Source organism: Lutibacter maritimus, assembly GCF_900116115.1.
Taxonomy (GTDB): Bacteria; Bacteroidota; Bacteroidia; order Flavobacteriales; family Flavobacteriaceae; genus Lutibacter; species Lutibacter maritimus.
This window is the reverse complement of sequence record NZ_FOZP01000010.1, coordinates 60,596-81,135: the sequence shown is the minus strand read 5'-3', so window position 1 is coordinate 81,135 and position 20,540 is coordinate 60,596. Positions and strand designations below refer to the sequence as shown.

At 29.7% G+C, this 20,540-nt stretch carries 17 protein-coding genes; 1 reads left to right on the top strand and 16 read right to left on the bottom strand.

Annotated features, from left to right (window positions below):
• Positions 1–87 precede the first annotated feature (87 nt).
• The 14 genes from BM335_RS14745 to mnmE all read right to left on the bottom strand — a co-directional run bounded on the left by BM335_RS14745 (position 88) and on the right by mnmE (position 18,667).
• Positions 88–2,763, bottom strand: coding sequence for a DUF2075 domain-containing protein (locus tag BM335_RS14745; protein ID WP_090230245.1), 2,676 nt, complete (start codon positions 2,761–2,763; stop codon positions 88–90).
• 1 nt (position 2,764) lies between these two features.
• Positions 2,765–5,731 carry a type I restriction endonuclease subunit R gene (locus BM335_RS14740; RefSeq protein WP_090230241.1) on the bottom strand — a complete coding sequence of 989 codons (2,967 nt, stop codon included), beginning with the start codon at positions 5,729–5,731 and terminating at the stop codon, positions 2,765–2,767.
• A 139-nt stretch (positions 5,732–5,870) separates the two neighbouring features.
• Complete coding sequence (locus BM335_RS14735) at positions 5,871–6,680, bottom strand: GIY-YIG nuclease family protein (protein WP_090230235.1); 810 nt, start codon at positions 6,678–6,680, stop codon at positions 5,871–5,873.
• 18 nt (positions 6,681–6,698) lie between these two features.
• Entirely contained in the window at positions 6,699–7,652 is a 954-nt protein-coding gene (locus BM335_RS14730; RefSeq protein WP_090230232.1) for a hypothetical protein, read from the bottom strand.
• A gap of 2 nt (positions 7,653–7,654) precedes the next feature.
• Entirely contained in the window at positions 7,655–8,818 is a 1,164-nt protein-coding gene (locus BM335_RS14725; RefSeq protein WP_090230227.1) for a restriction endonuclease subunit S, read from the bottom strand.
• Positions 8,819–8,820: 2 nt separating this feature from the next.
• Positions 8,821–10,281, bottom strand: a complete 1,461-nt coding sequence (locus BM335_RS14720; protein WP_090230218.1) for a type I restriction-modification system subunit M — start codon at positions 10,279–10,281, stop codon at positions 8,821–8,823.
• 3 nt (positions 10,282–10,284) lie between these two features.
• Positions 10,285–11,964 (bottom strand): AlbA family DNA-binding domain-containing protein, encoded by a 1,680-nt coding sequence (locus tag BM335_RS14715; RefSeq protein ID WP_090230214.1) that lies wholly within the window; start codon positions 11,962–11,964, stop codon positions 10,285–10,287.
• Between the two features lie 3 nt (positions 11,965–11,967).
• Positions 11,968–13,446 carry a type I restriction-modification system subunit M gene (locus BM335_RS14710; protein ID WP_090230209.1) on the bottom strand — a complete coding sequence of 493 codons (1,479 nt, stop codon included), beginning with the start codon at positions 13,444–13,446 and terminating at the stop codon, positions 11,968–11,970.
• Between the two features lie 56 nt (positions 13,447–13,502).
• Positions 13,503–13,871, bottom strand: coding sequence for a DUF6979 family protein (locus BM335_RS14705; protein ID WP_090230205.1), 369 nt, complete (start codon positions 13,869–13,871; stop codon positions 13,503–13,505).
• A gap of 112 nt (positions 13,872–13,983) precedes the next feature.
• Positions 13,984–14,442, bottom strand: a complete 459-nt coding sequence (locus BM335_RS14700; RefSeq protein WP_090230202.1) for an FCS-Like zinc finger protein — start codon at positions 14,440–14,442, stop codon at positions 13,984–13,986.
• Positions 14,443–14,500: 58 nt separating this feature from the next.
• A complete protein-coding gene (locus BM335_RS14695; RefSeq protein ID WP_090230198.1) occupies positions 14,501–15,271 on the bottom strand; it encodes a helix-turn-helix domain-containing protein in 771 nt (256 codons plus the stop codon).
• Positions 15,261–16,397 (bottom strand): site-specific integrase, encoded by a 1,137-nt coding sequence (locus tag BM335_RS14690; protein ID WP_090230195.1) that lies wholly within the window; start codon positions 16,395–16,397, stop codon positions 15,261–15,263. The genes BM335_RS14695 and BM335_RS14690 overlap by 11 nt, the downstream gene beginning before the upstream one ends.
• Entirely contained in the window at positions 16,390–16,974 is a 585-nt protein-coding gene (locus BM335_RS14685; protein WP_090230190.1) for a helix-turn-helix domain-containing protein, read from the bottom strand. The genes BM335_RS14690 and BM335_RS14685 overlap by 8 nt, the downstream gene beginning before the upstream one ends.
• A 304-nt stretch (positions 16,975–17,278) precedes the next feature.
• The gene (gene mnmE, locus BM335_RS14680) at positions 17,279–18,667 is read right to left on the bottom strand and encodes a tRNA uridine-5-carboxymethylaminomethyl(34) synthesis GTPase MnmE (RefSeq protein ID WP_090230187.1); all 1,389 of its coding nucleotides are present in this window, start codon (positions 18,665–18,667) and stop codon (positions 17,279–17,281) included.
• 269 nt (positions 18,668–18,936) lie between these two features.
• On the opposite strand from mnmE, the gene BM335_RS14675 reads away from it, so the two are divergent.
• Positions 18,937–19,452, top strand: a complete 516-nt coding sequence (locus tag BM335_RS14675; protein ID WP_090230184.1) for a Dps family protein — start codon at positions 18,937–18,939, stop codon at positions 19,450–19,452.
• A 59-nt stretch (positions 19,453–19,511) separates the two neighbouring features.
• On the opposite strand, the gene BM335_RS14670 is transcribed toward BM335_RS14675, so the two are convergent.
• On the bottom strand, positions 19,512–19,955 hold the full coding sequence (locus BM335_RS14670; protein WP_090230181.1) for a DUF4268 domain-containing protein: 444 nt from the start codon (positions 19,953–19,955) through the stop codon (positions 19,512–19,514).
• Entirely contained in the window at positions 19,956–20,537 is a 582-nt protein-coding gene (miaE, locus tag BM335_RS14665) for a MiaE family protein (protein WP_090230178.1), read from the bottom strand.
• Positions 20,538–20,540: the final 3 nt, after the last annotated feature.

The window sequence follows — 20,540 nt, the reverse complement described above, 5'->3', positions numbered from 1 at the left end:
TTTTCTTTAAAATTAAGAAAAAAACTAAAAACAAAATGAGTAAATATAAAATTATGGTTTATTTAGAATGGTATTAAATAATTTAAGCTAAGCTTTTAAACTCCTTATAAATTGGTGAATACATTCTAAAATTGAATTGTAGGTTTCTTGATTTGTAGTAAACCCTTTGTTATAGTCGTTAATAAAATCATCAATTTGGTCGTTAACTTCTTTGGGTAAATCTATGCTGTCTTTATACATAGCATAATTTCTAGCAAATTCTATTTGATTTTCCGCAATGGTCAAATCTAAAGGATTTTTTTTATTAACATGTTTAATAATAATTTTATTTAGCCACTTTTCAAAATAAGGTCTATCGTTATTATCAGGTTGTTCATACCATTCAGAACAAATGAAATAACGGTTTCCTCTAATATTTAAGGAACCTTTCCAATATCTTAAAATATTTTCTGGATCGGTAGATAATTTCTTTTTAAGTAGGGGATACCTTAAGTGAAAAGTGTTTATGCAATAATCTAAATTTTGCAATTTGATCAATTCGTTGTTATCAATTAAATCATTTTCAATTAGTTCGTGCATTTTACGTTTTACAAATTTTCCAATTTTTTCTGTGCTTAAATTTTTTGAACTTGGAGTATTGTGAACTTTAGTTGAAAACAAATTAGGTTTTGGCTCCTGAATAGAATAGTGTAATTCTTTATCCAAAGAATTTATATTTTTTTGTTTTGTCGATGTTTTAGTTTTAGTCTTTACAACGTACTTTTCTTTTTTTATTTCTATAAAATTCTCTTTGGTTAATTCTTGAATTCCAATTTCTTTTAAATACTCATAAGTGCCATTATAAAACTCATTTAAACGGGTATGGTCGAGTTCTGATCCTTCAGGAATAAATAAGACCATTCCTTGTCGCGCTCTTGTTAAAAGTACTCTGTAGGTGTTTATTAAATACTGTTTTGTGACTTCCTGATTGATACTTTGCCATTTTGTGCCACTAAATTTTTGATAATTCCATTCATTATAGGAGTTAATGTGAAAATTAGCACCCCAGGCTAAACAAACCCAATCTATTTCTAACCCTTGTATATCAAATTCTGTTGCAACAACTTCCAAAAAGTATGAAGACCTAATATCATTTTCATCATTTAAAAACCAATCAGATGGTGATATTTCATTTTTCACATCAATACTATGTGGCCTTAATCTTCTAGCGCCTGAAGAACCGACAAGCCCAATTCTTTCTGAACCTTTTGCTTGATTTCGTAACCAACCTTTTGCAATATCTAAATCCCTTGTGACAACAATTGGGTACTCATTTTTAATTTTCTCAAATAGACTTTTTGTTGCTACCGTGTCTAATTCTAGTAATTTATGTACAAAATTTGATAATTGTTCAGACCGAAATGAACGAACAGATACTGCCAAATGTAAATCCTTTTCACTTTCACCATTATCATTGAGCCATTTTATTAAAGATTGATCTCTTAAGTAATTTTTATCTTCAATTATAAGATTTGAATAATGAATATCCCATTCTGAATAATGCTCTTTTAAAGCTAAAACCCATTCTTCCAGTCCAGCTTCACCAGTATTTATTTCTTGACCTCCACCAATTAAGCAGATAATAACACACCAATCTTTATGTCGGTTCATTACGTCAATCAAAAATTCAGGTTCAGACATATTAAAATCAGCTTTCCCTTTTTTTATTTTCATAAAAGAAGAAGCTTTTTCTTTTGTCCAAGCTCTTTGTGCTTCATCAAAAACTACCACTTTTTCAACTGGAGCTTTTTCAGAAATTAAATTGTCATCTCTAAAATGATGAATATTTTGAATAAATGAATTCGCTTTAATAGCTGCTTGTTTTTTTGTTAAAGGTTTTCCATTTAATTTAGAAGTAGCTACTTCATCTCTTGTTAATGCTTCTCTCAAAACCTCAACTAGTGGACCATTACCAGATAAGAAAACAGCATGTTCATCTTCATCAGATTTCATGCGCTCATTGGCAATGTTTAATCCTGCTAGCGTTTTTCCAGCACCAGGGACACCAGTAACAAAGCAAATAGCTATTTTATTATTTGTTTTTGAAAATTCAACAACGTTATTTAAACAATCAGCAGTCTTTGTTAAGTTAATAGCTCCAGCATCGGATCTTGATATTTCTTGTACATTATGACCTTTGTACAAGGCTTGTGCAGCTTCAATAATGGTTGGTGTTGGTTTATAAATTGAGGTTTCCCATTCTAACCAATTTATATTCTCACCATTTGACTGTTCTGCAACATGCTTGAGATATTCACCTAAATTTTCTTTGTTTATTCTTGCAGCAGTGAGTAAATCATCAATATATGTTTGTTCATTTTCAAATTTTGATGCATTTGTAGAAATTAAAACAGGAATTAATTTAGAATGATGACTTCCTTCATGGAAATTCTTTAAATCTAAGGTATAATCAATTACTTGTTCAATTGCGTGATTTCCATATTCATTATCACCAACCTTAAATTCTAAAATAAAAATAACATCATTAACAATTACAATGTTATCAACACGTTTTCCCATTCTGGGTATAGCAAATTCAAAATAAACCTGGCCATTTGGAAATTCTTTTAATTGATCCTTTAATATTTCAATTTGTGCTATCCAGGCATTACGTTGCAACTCTTCTAAAGCATGGGTGTGATGTAAACTTAATTCACCTAAAATTTTAGAATTATCATCTTTTATAAAATTTTTAATGGAGTTGGAGTAGTAGGCTCTTTTCATTTTAATAATACTCTTTTATATAAGCATAAGCTCTATCAAACAATACTTGGTCCTTATGTAATTTATATTTTAATAATGCTTTTCTGAGAGATTTTTGAACTTCTCTTTCTCCTGTACTTGTATTTTGCCAACCAGGAAAGCTTACTATTCTTACTATGGCATCTATATCTGCTACAATTCGTTCAACAACAGCTGGAGTTTCATCTGTTCTTAGTTCTAGAAATAAATCCGTTAATGCAGCAATTGGTGTTTTTTCTTGAATTGTAAATTCTAATTCTTTTTCAGCTTTTACAGTTTCACGTGCAATTTCACATAACCTTTTTACAAATTCAATGGAAGTAATTAATCCTTGTTCAGCTTTATCTCTTAAATCTTGTAGTCGCTCACTTAAAGATTTAAATTTAGGAAGGTCTCCATATTTTTTAAATCTTTTTATAAGAATTTTCTCTAACTTTTTAATGTTTTTTGGGTCTGGATTGTTAAATAAATCTTCAATTACATCTGCATCTAAAACAAATTCCTCTAAATGGTGAATTTGACCAACATGCGTATTTTCGTGCATTAATTTAATAGTTTGAGTTCCCAAAGAAAACCAAAGTAGTTTTCCAATGTTATCAGAAGCTGGCCTTACCGATTCAAATACCTGTGATAGCCATTTATAATCTTCATTGTAAATATCTAATATTTTATCTGGAGATAATGACTCCCATAATTTTGAAAGATATTTGTAATCTTGCGCAAATGCATCCTTTTTTTCATTGGTTTTAATAGCGTTTTGAGCAGCCTCCAATCCTTCAAAACCATCAATAGTTTTATCTACACCTTCAAAATGTTGCAATGCATCTTTCATTGCTTTTGGTAATTTTGATCGTAATTCTGAAAAATTAGAAATAACAGTTTTAATACTTTCTTCATCAAATTGCAATGCTTTAGCGGCATCATCAAAAACTCCAAAATAATCTACTATTCTACCAAATGATTTTCCAGGAAATAAACGATTTGTTCTACAAATTGCTTGTAAAAGTGTATGGTCCTTTAAAGATTTATCCAAATACATAGTTTGCAGAATAGGAGCATCAAAACCGGTTAGTAATTTGGCAGTAACAATAATAAATTTTAGGTCGGAATTACCATCATTAAAACTGTCAATAATTTTTTCTTGGGTACTTTTATCAATTCCCCATTTTTGTTTAAACTCAAATTCATCATTGGCAGAAGTTGAAATAACTACTTTACTTGCTTCTTCCGGAAAATAGTTGTCCAGTTCTTCTTTATACTGAATACAAGCATAACGATCTGGTGTTACAATCATCCCTTTAAAACCATGTGGTTCCACTTTTTCTCTAAAGTGTGTTGCAATGTCTTCAACTATTTTGGCAACACGTTCAGGTGATTTTAGGAAAGCAGCCATTTTAGCGGATTTTTTATTTAAAGCATCAGCTTCTTCATCTGTTAAAGCTGTATTTTCTTTAAATTCAGCAAAAGCTTTATCAATACTTTCTTTATCTACGTGAACATCTACCAAACGTGGTTCAAAATGCAAGGGTTTTGTGGCATCATCTCTTAAGGAGTCTTGAAAAGTATAACGGGACATATATCCTCCTTTATCTTCTTCGGCTCCAAAAGCCCAAAAGGTGTTTTTATCGGCTTTATTAACAGGAGTTCCAGTTAACCCAAATAAAAATGCATTTGGTAAAGCAGCTCTCATTTGGCGACCTAAATCACCTTCTTGCGTTCTATGAGCTTCATCCACCAAAACAATAATGTTTTCGCGGGTATTCATATTTGGTTTTGCATCCCGAAATTTAAAAATCATAGAAATAATGATTTTTCGCGTATCTCTTTCTAATAAGGTTTGCAATTCCGTAATGCTATCAGTAGTTTCTACATTGGGAATATCAGCGCCATTAAAAGTTCCTGTAATTTGTGTATCTAAGTCGGTTCTATCAACCAATACAATAACTGTTGGACTTTTTAATTCCGCAGTTTTACGTAATTTTTGTGCTGCAAAAACCATTAATAGTGATTTTCCGGAACCTTGAAAATGCCAAATCAATCCTTTTTTAATAATGCCTTCTATTACACGTGCTACAATTTTGTTAGCACCTTCATATTGTTGATAGCGGCATATAATTTTAGTACGTTGTTTCTTTTTGTTGGTAGCAAACAAAGAGAAGTTTTGCATAATGTCTAATAATCTTTTCGGGCTTAATAAATCGGATAGTTCTTTTCCTATTTCTGATAAGCCTAATTGTTTTGCTAATTTATCTTCATCATTTTCTAAACGCCAAGGTGCCCAAAATTCTAATGGACAACGTATAGCTCCATAAAACAATTCTTTTCCTTCTGTGGCAAACGATAAAATATTAGGAACAAAAAGTTGAGGAACTGCATTTTCATAAATATCATGAATTTCATGCGCACCATCTAACCAGCTAATAGATGGACGAATAGGTGTTTTTGCTTCTCCTACAACTACAGGTATTCCATTGATGAATAATACAATATCTGGGATTTTAGTTTCTCGGTGATGAATACGAAATTGATTAGTTGCAACATAAGAATTATTTGTTTCATCTTCAAAATCAATTAGTTTTACAGGAACATGACGATTGTTTTCGCCAAATGGCATTGTTTTTTCACCAGTAAGCCATTTGAAAAATTCTTCATTGGCGCGCACTAAACCCACTTGATTTACTGAAATTAAAATAGCTCTTAATTTATAAATAACTTCATCAGCTAAATCATTATTTGCTGCAATTTCAGGATTTAATTTTATTAAAGCATTTTTAAGTTCAACCTCATCCAACACTTCATTTACATTGCGTTGCAACGCATTGGCAGTTTTATATATCCATTGAGCACCATAGCCAATATTTGGTTCTGAAACTGTTGTGTTGTTTAAGTTAATACCACTTAATTGATGTAATATATAGTGTTCAACACTATTAAGTTCGTTAAAAGACATAATTTATATAGCAATTATTTGTTCAATTTTTTTTGTTTTTAGAATGACTAAATATACTAAATATACAAATTCGCGATTCGCGAATTGCGAATTACTTTAAAAACACACAGTAAAATAGTCTTTTAACACGACCGTTTTATTAACCTCTAGCAATCCTTTTACAATAATTTCGTAATTCACTTAATTCTGAAAGTGCTAGAGGATTGCCAGCAATATTTAATAGTGGGAGATGTTGTTTTATGAGTTCATTCTCAATACTATTTAAATCTCCATTTAAAGGAACCCAATTCACAATTAAATTATTATTTATCCATGAAATAATATGATGCTCATCCTTAGCACTAAATTTATAATTGTTTTGGTTCTTTTTATCAGCTAAAGAACCTTTTGGTGGTGTATAACCTAAAACCGCTCCAATACTTCTAAAAAATGTACCGTGACCTTTTGCCCTTAATTCTTGCCCTAAAAAACGTTTTTTTAAACTTTGAGAGGCGATACCAATGTACACAATATTATGATTTCGTTCTGTAAGTACTTTATTGAAAGGTGTATTGAAAGCATTTATATTAGCAATACGAATACAATACAAACCTGGCTCATCTGACACTAAAGTATCTATAGTTGAAGCTGGTTTAAAATTCTTTTCGTTCATAAGCACTTTAAGAGCTAAATTACTATTTGAACTAATAGCACTTATACTTGTTTTACTCTTTTGAATAGGATTTATTTTTTGAACCCCAGTTTTACTTTTTAAACCAATTAATGAACCTTCTTTGATAAATAAATGTGGATAATTTGTAACACGAGCACCAATTTGATTACTCTTTATTGAAGAGCCATCTTTTTTAACATACCAATTATTTTTATTTAATGCATCTGCAATCTGGCTAGGAGAGAGAGAGCTGTTATCTTGTGCTAAAACTTGTATAATTGCTTCGTGTAAAGTCATAATCAAAAGTTATTAAATTTATTTCCAAGAATTTTTATAAATATATTTTTGAATTAAATCATCAGTATCAGTTGAATGAATGTTGAAATAAATATTTTTATCTTTATCTTCTAAATTTGAAAAACCAATTTTATGATTTTCGTGTTTAGTAATGTTCAAAGGGTTAACTGTTTCCGTTAAATCTATTTTCAATTTAGTTTCTACGTTAAATGCAAATAGACAGCTGTCAGTAAATTTTATTTCATTTAAAAATAGAATAATAGGAGCTGGAATATTATTAAAATTTAAATTAGAAACATCATTTGTTAATTTTTGAAAACTCATACAATAAATAAACTTTCCTTTTTCTTTAAAAACAGCAACAATCTCAATTTCATGAACTAAAATTCTTTCATTTTTATAATCAAATATAAATAGCTTATCTTGTAATTTTTGACATTTACTTTGAATTTTTAATAATTCAACTTGCTGTTCTTCATACCAATTGCTTTTTAAAAATAATTGATTAATTATATTAACTGTCCTAATTATTGCTCTAATATTTAAAGCTCCCATAAAGGAATAACTATTAGGATGAGCCAACATATTACGCAATTCAGTAGTTCCTTTTAATTGAAATTTCAAATCTTTAGGATAGCCTTCAAGTTTAACAAGTTGATCTATTAAAACTCCTAAATTTTGCTTTTTTACTTTACCATCTTTTGCTTTATACTCAATTTTAATTCCTAATAGTTGGCATTTTAATTTTATCGCCATTTCATATATCCCTAATATTTTTTTTAAGGCTTCATCAAACATTGGCCAGTGGTAATAGCTATGTGCTAATAAATAGCTTACTGTCTCAAAACTCTTTAGTATATCATCTGGTACATCTTTATGAAACTTACCTTCAACTACATATTTTTCAACAAATTCAACTCTATTGTTTATTCCATAAATATCCCAAATATGTTCTGGTTCGTACCACTTCATTATTAAAACACCTGATTAATCAAACTCTTTTGTAAGGCTTTGGAGTTTTCTATTTTGTTCTGAATAAGATTAATTTGATCTTCCAATTTATCCAACTTATTAACAACTCTTTTTTGCTCATCGATATTTAAATTTGGAATTTTAAAATTATTAATACTATCAATACTAATAGATGTTATGCCGGTTGTGCCTTTAGTATTTTGAATAATTTGACTAAGAATACTGGCGGATTGAAATACAAAATATATAAATTTATTTAGAAATTTATCGTCATTAATTCTTAAGACTAAAACAAATGAGTCACAAAAGTATTTGTAATTTTCTTTTATAAAAAAGTGAGATCTTCCCAAAGTTCCAACACCTCCTGTATTAAAAAGGATATCATTTTTAATTAATATTTTTTCAAAATTCCTTTCAGCATTAACACTTACCTTTTTTAGTTTTTCATTCTTTAGAAACCCTGGAAATACTGCTCCAGAAGGAGTTAGTAAGTATTTTCCATTTTCATCTTCTTCTAACGAAAGACCTTTGAAATAGTCAAAATTTATAGTTTTAAGTTTTACAAAACTCTTTCTATTTGTAAAAATATCCTTAATGATACAATTAAATGTTAATTCCAACTTCTCCAAAACCTCCAATTCCTTCTCAACAACCTCATCCATAGCCCAAAGTAGTTTGGCTAATTTTTGTTGTTGGTCTTTTGGTGGGAGGAGGAATTTTTGCTCCTTTAATTGTCCCCAGTTTATTGTCGGCGAAAGTCCACCTACAGAAATATCTACTGCACAATGCATAAATAAATCAGAGTGCAAGAAAAAAGGAAATAAATCAGGATGCATTACTTTTGGAATGGCTCTTAAAACAAAAGCGTGTGCCGAGCAAATTCCTTCAAAATCAACAATTGCAGCTTTTCTTTGGTACGCTCTTCGTTTACCAAAAATAACATCGCCAGGATAGCATTTTAATTTTCCACCTTTAACATCTGCTGGTGTACCATATCTTTTTATATGAATACTTTCAGCATCTATATGTTCCAATCCTATATAAATTTCTAAATCTGTTGTATTTGGGTCTACTGTTTCAGATACTTTCTCTGCAATTTCATCAAACCGAAAAGTTTTCCAATTGGTTTTCTCTAAGTTTTTCAAATCTAAATGTTGCTGTTTCATAATTATTTTAAGATTTGAAATAATTCATTCATACTATCTTTTAATTTTTCAGAAGAACTTTCCCAAGTTTGCAAAGCATCTTCAATAGAAATTTGAACAATATCAGTATCAACATTGCTAACATACTGTGCAATATTTAAACTTCCTTTATTGTCTAAAATTTCTTTCAAACTAAGCACTTTACAAAAGCCTTCTTCGTCTTTAAATTTTTTATATGTTTTGTAAACTTTATCTATATGCTTGTCTTCTAAAAAAGCAATATTTTTGTCTTGTTTTACCTCTTTTACAGCATTAATAACAAGTACTTTTCCTTTTTTATGCGCTTCTTTATTTGTGGTTGTAATAAGTAAACAGGCTTCCATAGGTGAGTTATAAAACAAATTTGGGCCTAAACCAATAACACATTCTACCAAATCTTCTTCAATCATTTTGCTACGCATTTCGGCTTCGGCATCTCTAAATAATACGCCGTGAGGCCATAAAGAAATACAACGTCCGTTTTTAGGATCCAAGCTTTTTTGCATATGTTGTTGAAACGCATAATCTGCACAACCTTGCGAGGGTGTTCCCCAAATATTTCGTCCGTAAGGGTCACTTTCAAAACTCTTTCGGTCCCAGGCTTTTATAGAGTAGGGTGGGTTTGCCAATATTACATTAAACGTTTTTAACTCATCGTTATGCAAAAAGGCTGGGTTTGCTAAGGTGTCGCCACGTACAATGCTAAATTCTTCAATACCGTGCATAAACATATTCATACGAGCTATGGCAGAAGTAATGAGGTTAATTTCTTGTCCGTATAACTTTAACGTGCGGTATTCCTTGCCTTCGTCCTTTAAATGCAAGGCACAATTTAGCAATAAACCACCAGAACCACAGGTTGGGTCGTACACACTTTCACCAGGTTGCGGGTTCATAATCATAGTCATTAACTTTACTACGGTACGGTTGGTGTAAAACTCAGCAGCTGTATGGCCGCTATCATCGGCAAATTCTTTGATTAAGTATTCGTAAGCGTTTCCTAATTTATCATCGGGTATGTTGCTTAAACTTAATTTATGTTGCGAGTAATGTTCAATTAAATTGGTTAATGTTTCGTCACTTAATCGGTTTTTATTGGTCCAACTGGCATCGCCAAAAATACCATACAACGTATCAGGATTTGCTTTTTCAATGTCGCGCATTGCATTTTGCAAAGCTAAACCAACATTTACGGTTGTTTCACGTACATTGTTCCAATGCGCGCCTTCTGGCACTAAAAAATGATGATTTTCAGCAAAAGAGGCATATTCTATATCTCCATCGCTTTCTTTTAAAGCGTTTTCAAATTCTTCATCGTACACATCGCAAATACGTTTAAAAAACAATAACGGGAATATGTATTGTTTATAATCTCCGGCATCTATGGTACCACGTAATTTGGTAGCTGCTCCCCAAAGGTATTTTTCTAGTTGTTGTTGGGTCATAGGTTATAGTCTAGCAGTTAAAAATTGTTTGCCTTTTTCGGTTAAAATATATTTTTGTTTTGGCGAACTAGGTGTATCTGGTATTGTCATGTTTACAAAGCCTACTTCCTGTAATGGTAGTAAGTAGTTTTCTCTAAAGGTTTGTCTTTTAGAATATTCCATTCTTCTCATTAAATCTTCTAAAGTTATAGGTTCTATAGTTAGTAACAATATTCTAATTAGGTAATTTGTTTTTCTATGAAATAGCTTGGCACCATTTTGGGCCCAGCTTGGCACCATTTTAATAGCTTCTTCTGTAAATGCTTGATTTTTGGGCCAATCGAGCTGGTCCAGCCTGGCACCATTTTTGGTCCAACTTGGCACCAAACGCAATAAAACGGTTTCCCAATCGGCTTCATTTAAATCTGTTGGAAGCGGTAATTGTAATAAAATTTCATTTAAATAACCGCTTATCTCATCAGAAAAATCAAACAATTCAACCAATTCATTATGATACTTATGCAATGTAATATTCACTAAAGGTATTTGAGTAATAAAGGTATCGTTCTCTATAAATACTGGTTTTGCCCCAGGCACATAACTATTTAAGTACTTTTTGGTATTTCTTACTCCAGATCCTAGCTCGTCGGTCCAGCCAAAAGCAGTAAAGAATTTTCTAATATTTGGGTTTTTAGGATACGGATTAAATTGGTCCAGGTCCAGAGGTCCATGAAACAATGCTTTATTTGGATTGGTTACTTTCACCTGGTCCTTATAAATAATTAATTCGGATGAATGTGCATTGGTGTACTCTCTATGAACAATTACGTTACCGATAACCTCTCTAAAAATTAGTTCTCTTAAATCTTTACGTTGACCATCTTCTGTGAAGAACTTTTCTGGCAAATGCCTTTTCACAAAATCTAACAATTGTAAATAAGTATCAATTAGATTGGTTCTTAATAATAATCTGTCATCGTAACGATCTAAATTTTCTACTCTAACTAATGCATCAACCTTATATCCAGGAAGTAAATTGGAAATGGTTTTGTTATTACCAAATATTAAAGCAGCAGCAAGCGTAAAACCTTGCTCTCCAGTTTTATAATCTGTTCGGTAAAGCGAAGCAGAAGCAAGTATATCTAAATCATTCATTTGTAACCAGGGATGCGTACTATTTACCGTTTTAATAATTGCTCTTGCTTTTTGAAATAACTCTGGATCTAGATCATCCATTGACAAAAATGGATAAATTGTACTTTCTGAAAAGTACTCTCGTTTTTGATAATATATTTCAGAAATTTTATTTTGATTTCCTGTAATATCTTGGTCATTATCATCAGAACGAAAAAAATATTTACCTGCATGGTCATGTAATTGAGAGGATGCAGGAACTCTTATGATAATTAAATTTCCATCAGGATGCTTAACAGTTATTGGTTGAAGGTATAAAGGAGGATTGACACACTCTTTATTATTTAAATTAGCTGCAATAACTTGATGGAAGTTAGCTAAATCATTTTCTTCAATACCTTTTATATTCCCATCATTATCAGAACCTAAAACAATTATACCACCATCAGTGTTGCTAAAACTCACTACAGTTTCATACAACGACACTGGAATACCTCCTTGAGCAATTTTATACTCTATGGTTGTGCCTTCTCCTTTGTTTAGGATATGTGTTAGTTCTTCAGGTTTCATAGATTATAAAAATTCATTCAATATTTTTTTAAAATCTTCTTCAGCTTTTAAACTTTCATTCCAGGCGTTTTTTAAATCTTCCAATGCTTTTTCTACTGAAGGCAAATTGTCTTCAATAATTTTTTCCACATATAAAGGAATATTTAAATTGTAATCGTTTTCTTTTAAATCTTTTATGGTGGCTACTTTTACGTAATTTTCCACATCTTCATAAGTAGTAAACCAATTAAAAAGTTGGTTTACGTGTTCAGGTTCTAAAAAGTTTTGTGCTCTACCAACACGTACTTGATCGGAGCCATCAATAAATAGTACTTTATTCTTTTTATTACTTTCTTTTTGTTGTTTAAACACCAAAACACAGGCTGCCAATTGCGTTCCATAAAAAATATTTGGCCCTAAACCAATCACAGCTTCTAATAAATCATCTTCTAACAGCTTCTTTCTTATTTTTCCCTCAGCCCCTTTTCTAAATAAGGCTCCGTGAGGCAACACAACGGTCATTCGGCCTTCTTTATTCATAGATTTTATCATATGTTGTACCCAAGCCATATCTCCGTTTCCTTGCGGCGGAACACCAGCTATGTTTCTTCCATAAGGATCGTTTGCCCAATTTTCAGCACCCCAATCTTTTAATGAAAAAGGAGGATTTGCAATAACGCAATCAAAGGTTTTTAATCCATCTGCTTCAAAAAAGGCAGGATTTCGTAAAGTATCATCCCGGTAAATAGAAAAATCTTCAATTCCGTGTAAAAACATATTCATTCGGGCAATAGAACTTGAAGTCAAGTTTTTTTCTTGTCCAAATAATTTAAGCGTTCTATAATCTTCGTTATTATGTTTTAAATGGTCTACACATTCCAATAACATTCCACCAGTTCCACAAGCTGGATCGTAAATTGTTTCACCTTCATGTGGGTCTAAAATTAATCCTAGTAAATGAACAACGGAACGAGGCGTGTAAAATTCACCAGCTTTTTTATTAGTTAAATCGGCAAAATGTTTGATTAAATATTCATAGGCTTGTCCCAACATATCTGGATCCACGTCTTCATTACCCAATGTGTATTGTGAAAAATGTTCAATTAAATCAATTAATAATTTATCGGATAATTTATTTTTATTGCTCCACTGTGCATCCCCAAAAATACCATATAAAAATTCTTGGTTGGCTTGTTCAATGCCTCTTAAAGCCTTTTCAATTGCAAGTCCAACATTTGTTGTTGTTTCTCTAACATTGTTCCAATGACAATCTAACGGAATTTCAAACCGGTGAAATTCTGGTAAAGAAGCATATTCAATATCTCCTTCACTTTCTTCTAAAGCATTTTTAAATTCATCATCATATACATCAGAAATTCGCTTGAAAAACAGAAGTGGAAATATATAAACTTTAAAATCGGAAGCATCAACAGGACCTTTTAAAATCCAGGCTGCTTTTGATAAATATTGCTCTAATTGGGATAGGGTAAGTTTTTTATTCATAGTTTTTCAAAAGTACTATTTATTATGATTTATTGTTATTTAAAACACATTTTAATTTAAACAATTAAATCATTATTCCATAGCGCAAGTACAACGTGCATTTGAGAATTATGCTGAATATTTTTATTTTGAATTTCATTCCATAAAGCCGTTGGTTGTATCTCTAAATTAGATTTTTTAAGTACTTGTACAGCTTTTAAAGCATACGCTTTATTTTTAGCCGATTTTGTGTATTTTCCTTTTGAAATACCTTTTACCAATCCATCTTCACACAATCCTAAAAAAGTAGATTTTGGACAACTTTTAATGGCTGAGGTAGATTCTCCAAAAATTTCCAAAGTAGCTATTTCCCATGCTTCAGCTGGTGTTTTTCCTAAATTTATTAAGTCAACAGATTTAATTGCTGCCTTTCCATATTTATTCATAATAGAAGTTTAAATAATTACAATTTTTTTAATTTTTACTAATTTAATATTTTGTCATTAAAATGATAATGATAAAAGTCAAGTCAATAAGATCTAAATAAAAAGACCAGATTTAAATAATATTGTTAGCTGGATTATAATAATTTGGGTCTGAAACATAAACTATTTGTTCAGTTTCAGTATCAAAATAAGCTACAGATCCATCATAGCTAACTGGAAAATTTTTTATTTTTATAAAGCGTAGTTTTTGAATGTTAGAGATTTGATGATTTTTATTTAAATCATTTGCATTTTCAGTATTAGAAAACATTTTTTTAACTACAAATTTAGCTCCATCATAAACAGCATTTGCAATGAAAGCATCTTTAACTCCACCAAAAGTCATTTCGTTAGGATTGTATGGTTTCCCCAAATTTAATTTTTCATTAGGGGATTTTGATTGCAACCTTAATTTAGTTTTATGATAGCTATATTTTTTTCTACATTTTGAGGAACAAAACCGTTGTTTTCCTCTTTTCGTAGGTTCGTATTCCTTTTTGCACAAATGACAAATGTAGTTTCCGGTTTCCATATTATTTTTTTTAATTTAACGTCTAATTAGACGCTAACTAGACGCATAATTCTATTTTTTAGCTATTTTTCAGAATATAATCGTTGGCTTTTTCATCTAAATCATCTATGGTAATTCCTTTTCCTTTTTCAAGCCAGTTTATTATTTCTGATTTTTTGAATTGCAACTTTGCACCTTTTTTATAAAATGGAAGTTGTCCTTTATGCTTTAAATCATAAATAGTTGCAACAGCATAATTTGTTAATTCAGCAACTTCTTTAACGTTTAAAAATTCATCATTTTCATCGTGGTTCTTATTTATTTTTGTTTTGCTTGGTTTTGCAGGAGGATACATTTTATTTTCTAACTTTTGATAAAGAGGAGTATTTCTAACATCGCTAGTATATGAAATCAATTTAAATTTTGATAGATCATTTAGATTGTACATTAATTCATATAAATTATAATTATTGGTCATTATTCTTGAGGTTTCTAATAAAGCATCATGTGCTGCAATTTCAGAAATGATAGTCTCTAAAGTTTTTTCAAGTTTGATATTTGAATTTTCTAAAAGCGGAAGTATTTTCAAATTAACAATATTATTGATGCTATTTTCCTCATAAATTTCAAACCTTTTATTGAACAAATTGGTTACTTCGGAATAAGGATATTGTTTTAAGTATTCAAATTTTTTGATTTCAATTGTATTTATTTCTTTTAAATACTTATTACTCGTATAATTATAAGATTGTAACGCCTTTTTTGCTTCCAAAAGGGTAGTGTAAATAAAGCGTTCTCTTTCTTCAAAAGCCTTATTATAACTATTTGTATATAATTGATTATAATCCATTTAAATCTAAATTTATTCTGTTTGCTGCTGCTATTTTGTTTTTATCTAAAACCTTTGTGTAAATCTGGGTTGTATTTACATTTTTGTGCCCTAATAATTTTGATACAGTATAAATATCAGTTCCATTAGCTAATTGTAATGTAGCATAACTGTGTCTAAAATTATGAAAACTGATTTTCTTATAAATTTTAGCATCTTCTATCCAGATTTTAACAAATCTTGCAGTTTTTGAATATTCCAAACCTTTAAAAATTGTACTTTCATTTTTTCCTTCTTTTAATAAAATTTCATAAGCTTTATTAGAAATAGGATGGTTGTGAATATTACCTGTTTTTTGTTCCTTTAACTTTATATAGTATCCTTGATGAATATCACCATAAACAGTTTCCCAAGTTAAATTCTTAATATCAACAAATCTCAATCCTGTCATAGCTGAAAAAAGAGCAGCTCTTTTAATTTGAGGAAACTTAATTTCAGTGTTCCATAATTTTACCAGTTCTTCTTCAGTCAAATATTCTCTAAAAGTTTGCTCTTCTTTTATATACTCAGCGTGTTGGGCTAAATTTGAATTGATTATTTGTTCTTTAAACGCTCTTTTTAGAACATAAATAAAATGTTTGTAATAAGATGCAGCACTATTGGTTGAAAGTGTTGATTTTTTAGATTTGTTAGATTTTGTAGTTAATAGAAAGGATCTATAATTTTTCACTATTTCAATTGAGATATTTTTTGAACTAACCTTATTACCTATAAATTTTTTGAAATATGCAAAAGAAGCCTTCCATGTTAAATAATTATTGCGACTTCCTTTATTTAAATATTCTTCAACAATGGTACTATAATAGCTTACAAAATTGATGTTTGCTTCTATATTTTCTTTAAAGCCAAACTCTTTGTTCCGTATTTGTACCAGTCGTTTTGCTCTAATTATTTCGGCAAACTCAATAGTAGTTTTATTATGTTGCTTTTCGGTTTGTTTTGTTGGATTGTTATGAATAGTTAGTTTTAAAAATTCTCTTCGTGTTTCCTTACCAGTTTTGGGACTAATGATAGGAGGGAAGTAGTCTAAATATAAACTTGATTTTTCATTAGCAATTGATTTTTGACGAAGTGTTACATTAGCCATTATTTTGAAGGTTTTTAGGGTTTCCGAAAATTTTGATGATATCTTTTTTAAGAATATAAGAGTGACTTCCAAGTTTTATTTTGGAAATATTATTTTTCTTTAAAATAGTATTCAAAGAATGACCAGTTGTATTATACATATTGAGAACTTCTCCTATAAAATAGTAATCATTTATGTTAAAACTATTTTTAAAATTGATTACTTCATCTGGAATACTTACAATCTGAAATTGTTCTAAAAAAATATCTATATGCTTTCTCTTGATTATTACCTTTTTATTCAATTTATTGATTTCAATTTTTTTTGTTTTTATATAGCGATTTATAGTAGATCTACTTATACCTAATAATTCACAAGCTTCATTTATACTTAAAAATTCTTTATTACTAATTCCAATGGTATAAGAGTTGCTATTATTTTTACTTTTTTCAGCTCTTTTTTTAGTATTCTTAATAACTCTAATTCTACTTAAAAGTTTATAATGAGTTTTATTACAATCAGGACTACAGTATCTCGTACTAACTCTTTGGGCAGTGAACTCATTTTCGCAATATTCACATTTTTTTAAAATTTTCATTCAATTTGTGTAAAGTTAATAATAGAATTTAGTTACGACAATACCTTTCCAATGGTTTTTATTGTGTCTATATTTCCCCAAAAAGAAGTGTCATATTATACTTTATTGTGTCGTATTGTATCATATTGTGTCATAACTTCGCCACCCTAATTTTCCAGAGTTGAAAAACACAAATGAGGTACAATAAAGGTACAAAAGGAGCCAAAAACCTACAATAAATTACAAAATGGAAGGTGCTGAAAACAATGTTAAATTGTTAATAACTAAGTGTTTTAAGTGTGTTTTTTATGTAAAATTTTGGAAATTATTTCCCGATACAAAAATTAGCAAAAATATTACCTAATAAATCTTCTGTAGTTACTTCTCCTGTAATTTCACCTAAATGAAATAAAGCTTGTCTGATATCAATTGCAAACAAATCGGTGCTAACTTGATTTTCAATTCCTTTTTGAACTTCTTTTATTGCGCTAAAGGCATTGTTTAGTGATTCAAAATGTCGTGAATTACTTACAATGGTTTCGTTATTACTTAAAGCTCCTTTGTTGGCTAAATTGGTTAGGGTAGTGGTTAAATCGTGAATTCCTTGTTTTTCTTTCGCTGATAAAATAATTAGATTTGAGAATTGAGATTTCAAAGTTGAGATTTGTTCTACACTTAACAAATCGGCTTTATTTACAATGGTTAATATTTTTTTAGACGGATATTTATCCTTTAATTCTTTAATTGTTTGTTGTATGTTGGTAATTTTTTTACTATCAATTAAATGTAATACTAATTGTGCTTTTTCAATATTTTGAAAAGTTTTTTGAATACCTATATTTTCAACAAAATCTTCTGTAGCTCTTATGCCTGCGGTATCAATAAAACGATAGGTAACTCCATCAATAGAAATTTCATCTTCAATAGCATCACGTGTTGTGCCTTCAATGTGACTAACAATGGCTTTTTCTTCGTTTAAAAGTGTATTTAATAAAGTAGATTTTCCAACATTTGGTTCTCCAACAATGGCTACAGGAATTCCGTTTTTTAATACGTTACCCAATGCAAATGAATCGATAAGTCTTTTTAAAACTGCACTTATTTTATTTACTAAATTTGTGAATGCTGTTCTATCTGCAAATTCAACATCTTCTTCAGAAAAATCCAATTCTAACTCAATTAAACTGGCAAAATTTAATAATTGTGATCGTAAATTTTGAATTTCGTTGCTAAATCCACCACGCATTTGTTGCAAAGCAACCTGATGAGATGCTGCTGAATTAGATGAAATTAAATCGGCAACTGCTTCTGCCTGACTTAAATCCATTTTTCCATTTAAAAAAGCACGTAATGTAAATTCGCCTGGATTGGCATTACGAACACCATTTTTTATAAATAATTGTAAAATTTCTTGTTGAATATATACAGATCCGTGGCAGTTAATTTCTACTACATTTTCACCGGTATAACTATTTGGATTTTTGAAAACAGACACCAATACTTCATCAATAATACGCTGATTGTCAATAATATTTCCTAAATGTATGGTGTGAGATTTTACTTTTGTTAAATCTTTATTAGTGTATTTAGATTGAAAAAAATCATTAACAATTTCAATAGCTTTTTCTCCAGATAATCGAATAACAGCAATTGCCCCAACTCCAGAAGAAGTTGCTAAAGCTATAATAGTATCGTTTGTAATAGCAGTATTCATAGCTGCAAAAATACAGTATTTTAAGATGTTATAAAATATTATTTATAGACCAATTTGTGCACTATTTATTTTAAACCTTATAATTTATAAATTAATTTATACCAAAACCAAAGTATACAAGAAAATGAAAATTGAAGTTTGTATTGTTAAATAATCATAAAAAGTGTTAAAAAATAGATTTAAATTCAATATAATTTTGATTTTAAATAAAAAAATCTATTTTAAGAATAGACTGAATGTTTAACAAATAAAAAACTTTAAAACAGCACATGAATTATTTAAATCTAAATAAAGAGAAAACATCAAAAACAGTATTTGAATTAAACTTACTTTTGGCAGATTATCATATCTATCATCAAAAATTAAGAAATTTTCATTGGAATGTATTGGGTGAAAACTTTTTTGATTTGCATGCGAAGTTTGAAAGTATGTATACTGATGCTTCCAAAAAAATAGATGAATTAGCAGAACGAATTTTAACGTTAAGATACCAGCCATTAAGTAATTATTCTGAGTATTTGAATATTTCAAATTTAAAAGAAGCTTCTGCCGATGGTTCTGATATTCAGATGGTTGAAATGTTATTAAAAGATCATATTTTATTGTTACAGCAAATGCGTACAGTACTTAAATATGCCAATGAAGCTGAAGATGAAGGAACTGTAGATTTAATAGGAGGTTATATTAAAGAACTTGAAAAATCTTCTTGGATGTTGGATGCTTGGCATTCAAAAACCACTGATACTTTAGCCAAACCAATGATTTCAAAAATTGCTTCCAATTAATTTGTTATTTGTGTAAGAGTTAAGGGAAGAGAAAGCATCATTTTAAAATGGTGCTTTTTTTATAGGTAAATGGCTTGTTTTATAAAATCTTCATAGTCTTCATAAAACTCTTCAAATTGGTGCATTGCTTCATTAAAAAATAAATAAGCTCCTTGCCACGTATTTTTGTTGTGGATATTAAATTTACCGTTGTATTTTACATAAATTCTGTGGATGATTTTACCGGTGTCTAATAAGTAAATGTCATCAAAAATAATATCGGGTAAATAATCTTCTATTAAAATGCTTTTTAATTCTAACACTTGCCCATAAAGTAGTTCATTTTTAGTTCTGTCATACGATTCTATATCTAAACAAACCAACGCTTGTTTTTTGTCTGCAACAAACTTAAAATTAAAATCTTTAATTTTTGTATTGTACAATAACCATTTTCTTGGAAATGATTTTCCAAAACTAGTCCAAAATTCTTTACGCAATTGAGCAGATTCTTCTTTACTAAACATTTATCCGTGAATGGTTTCTTTTGTTCCTAAATTTTTCATTAATTCGGCTTCAAATTCAAGCAATTCATTCCATTTTTTATCCACTTCTTTCCGATCGCCAAAATTTCGAGCAAAATTTAAAAATAATGTATAATGATTTGCTTCTGAAGCCATTAAATCTCTATAAAACTTTGCCAATTCTTTATCTTTAATATTTTCAGAAAGTAATCTAAAACGTTCACAACTTCTTGCCTCTATTAAAGCAGCATACAATAATCTATGAACTAATTGTGTAGTTCTGCTTCCACCTTTTGGAAAAAATTTTAACAAACTATTTACATATTCGTCTTTTCTATCTTGGCCTAATTTTATGCCTCTTTTTAAAAGACGTTCATGCACCATTTTAAAATGGCTCATTTCTTCTTTTACTAATGAAACCATTTCTGTAACCAAGTCTGAATATTCAGGAAAACTCATTATTAATGAATTTGCAGTTGATGCTGCTTTTAATTCACAGTGTGCGTGATCAATTAAAATTTCATCAATGTTTTTTTCTGCAATATTTACCCAACGCGGATCGGTTGGTAATTTTAAACCTAGCATAAG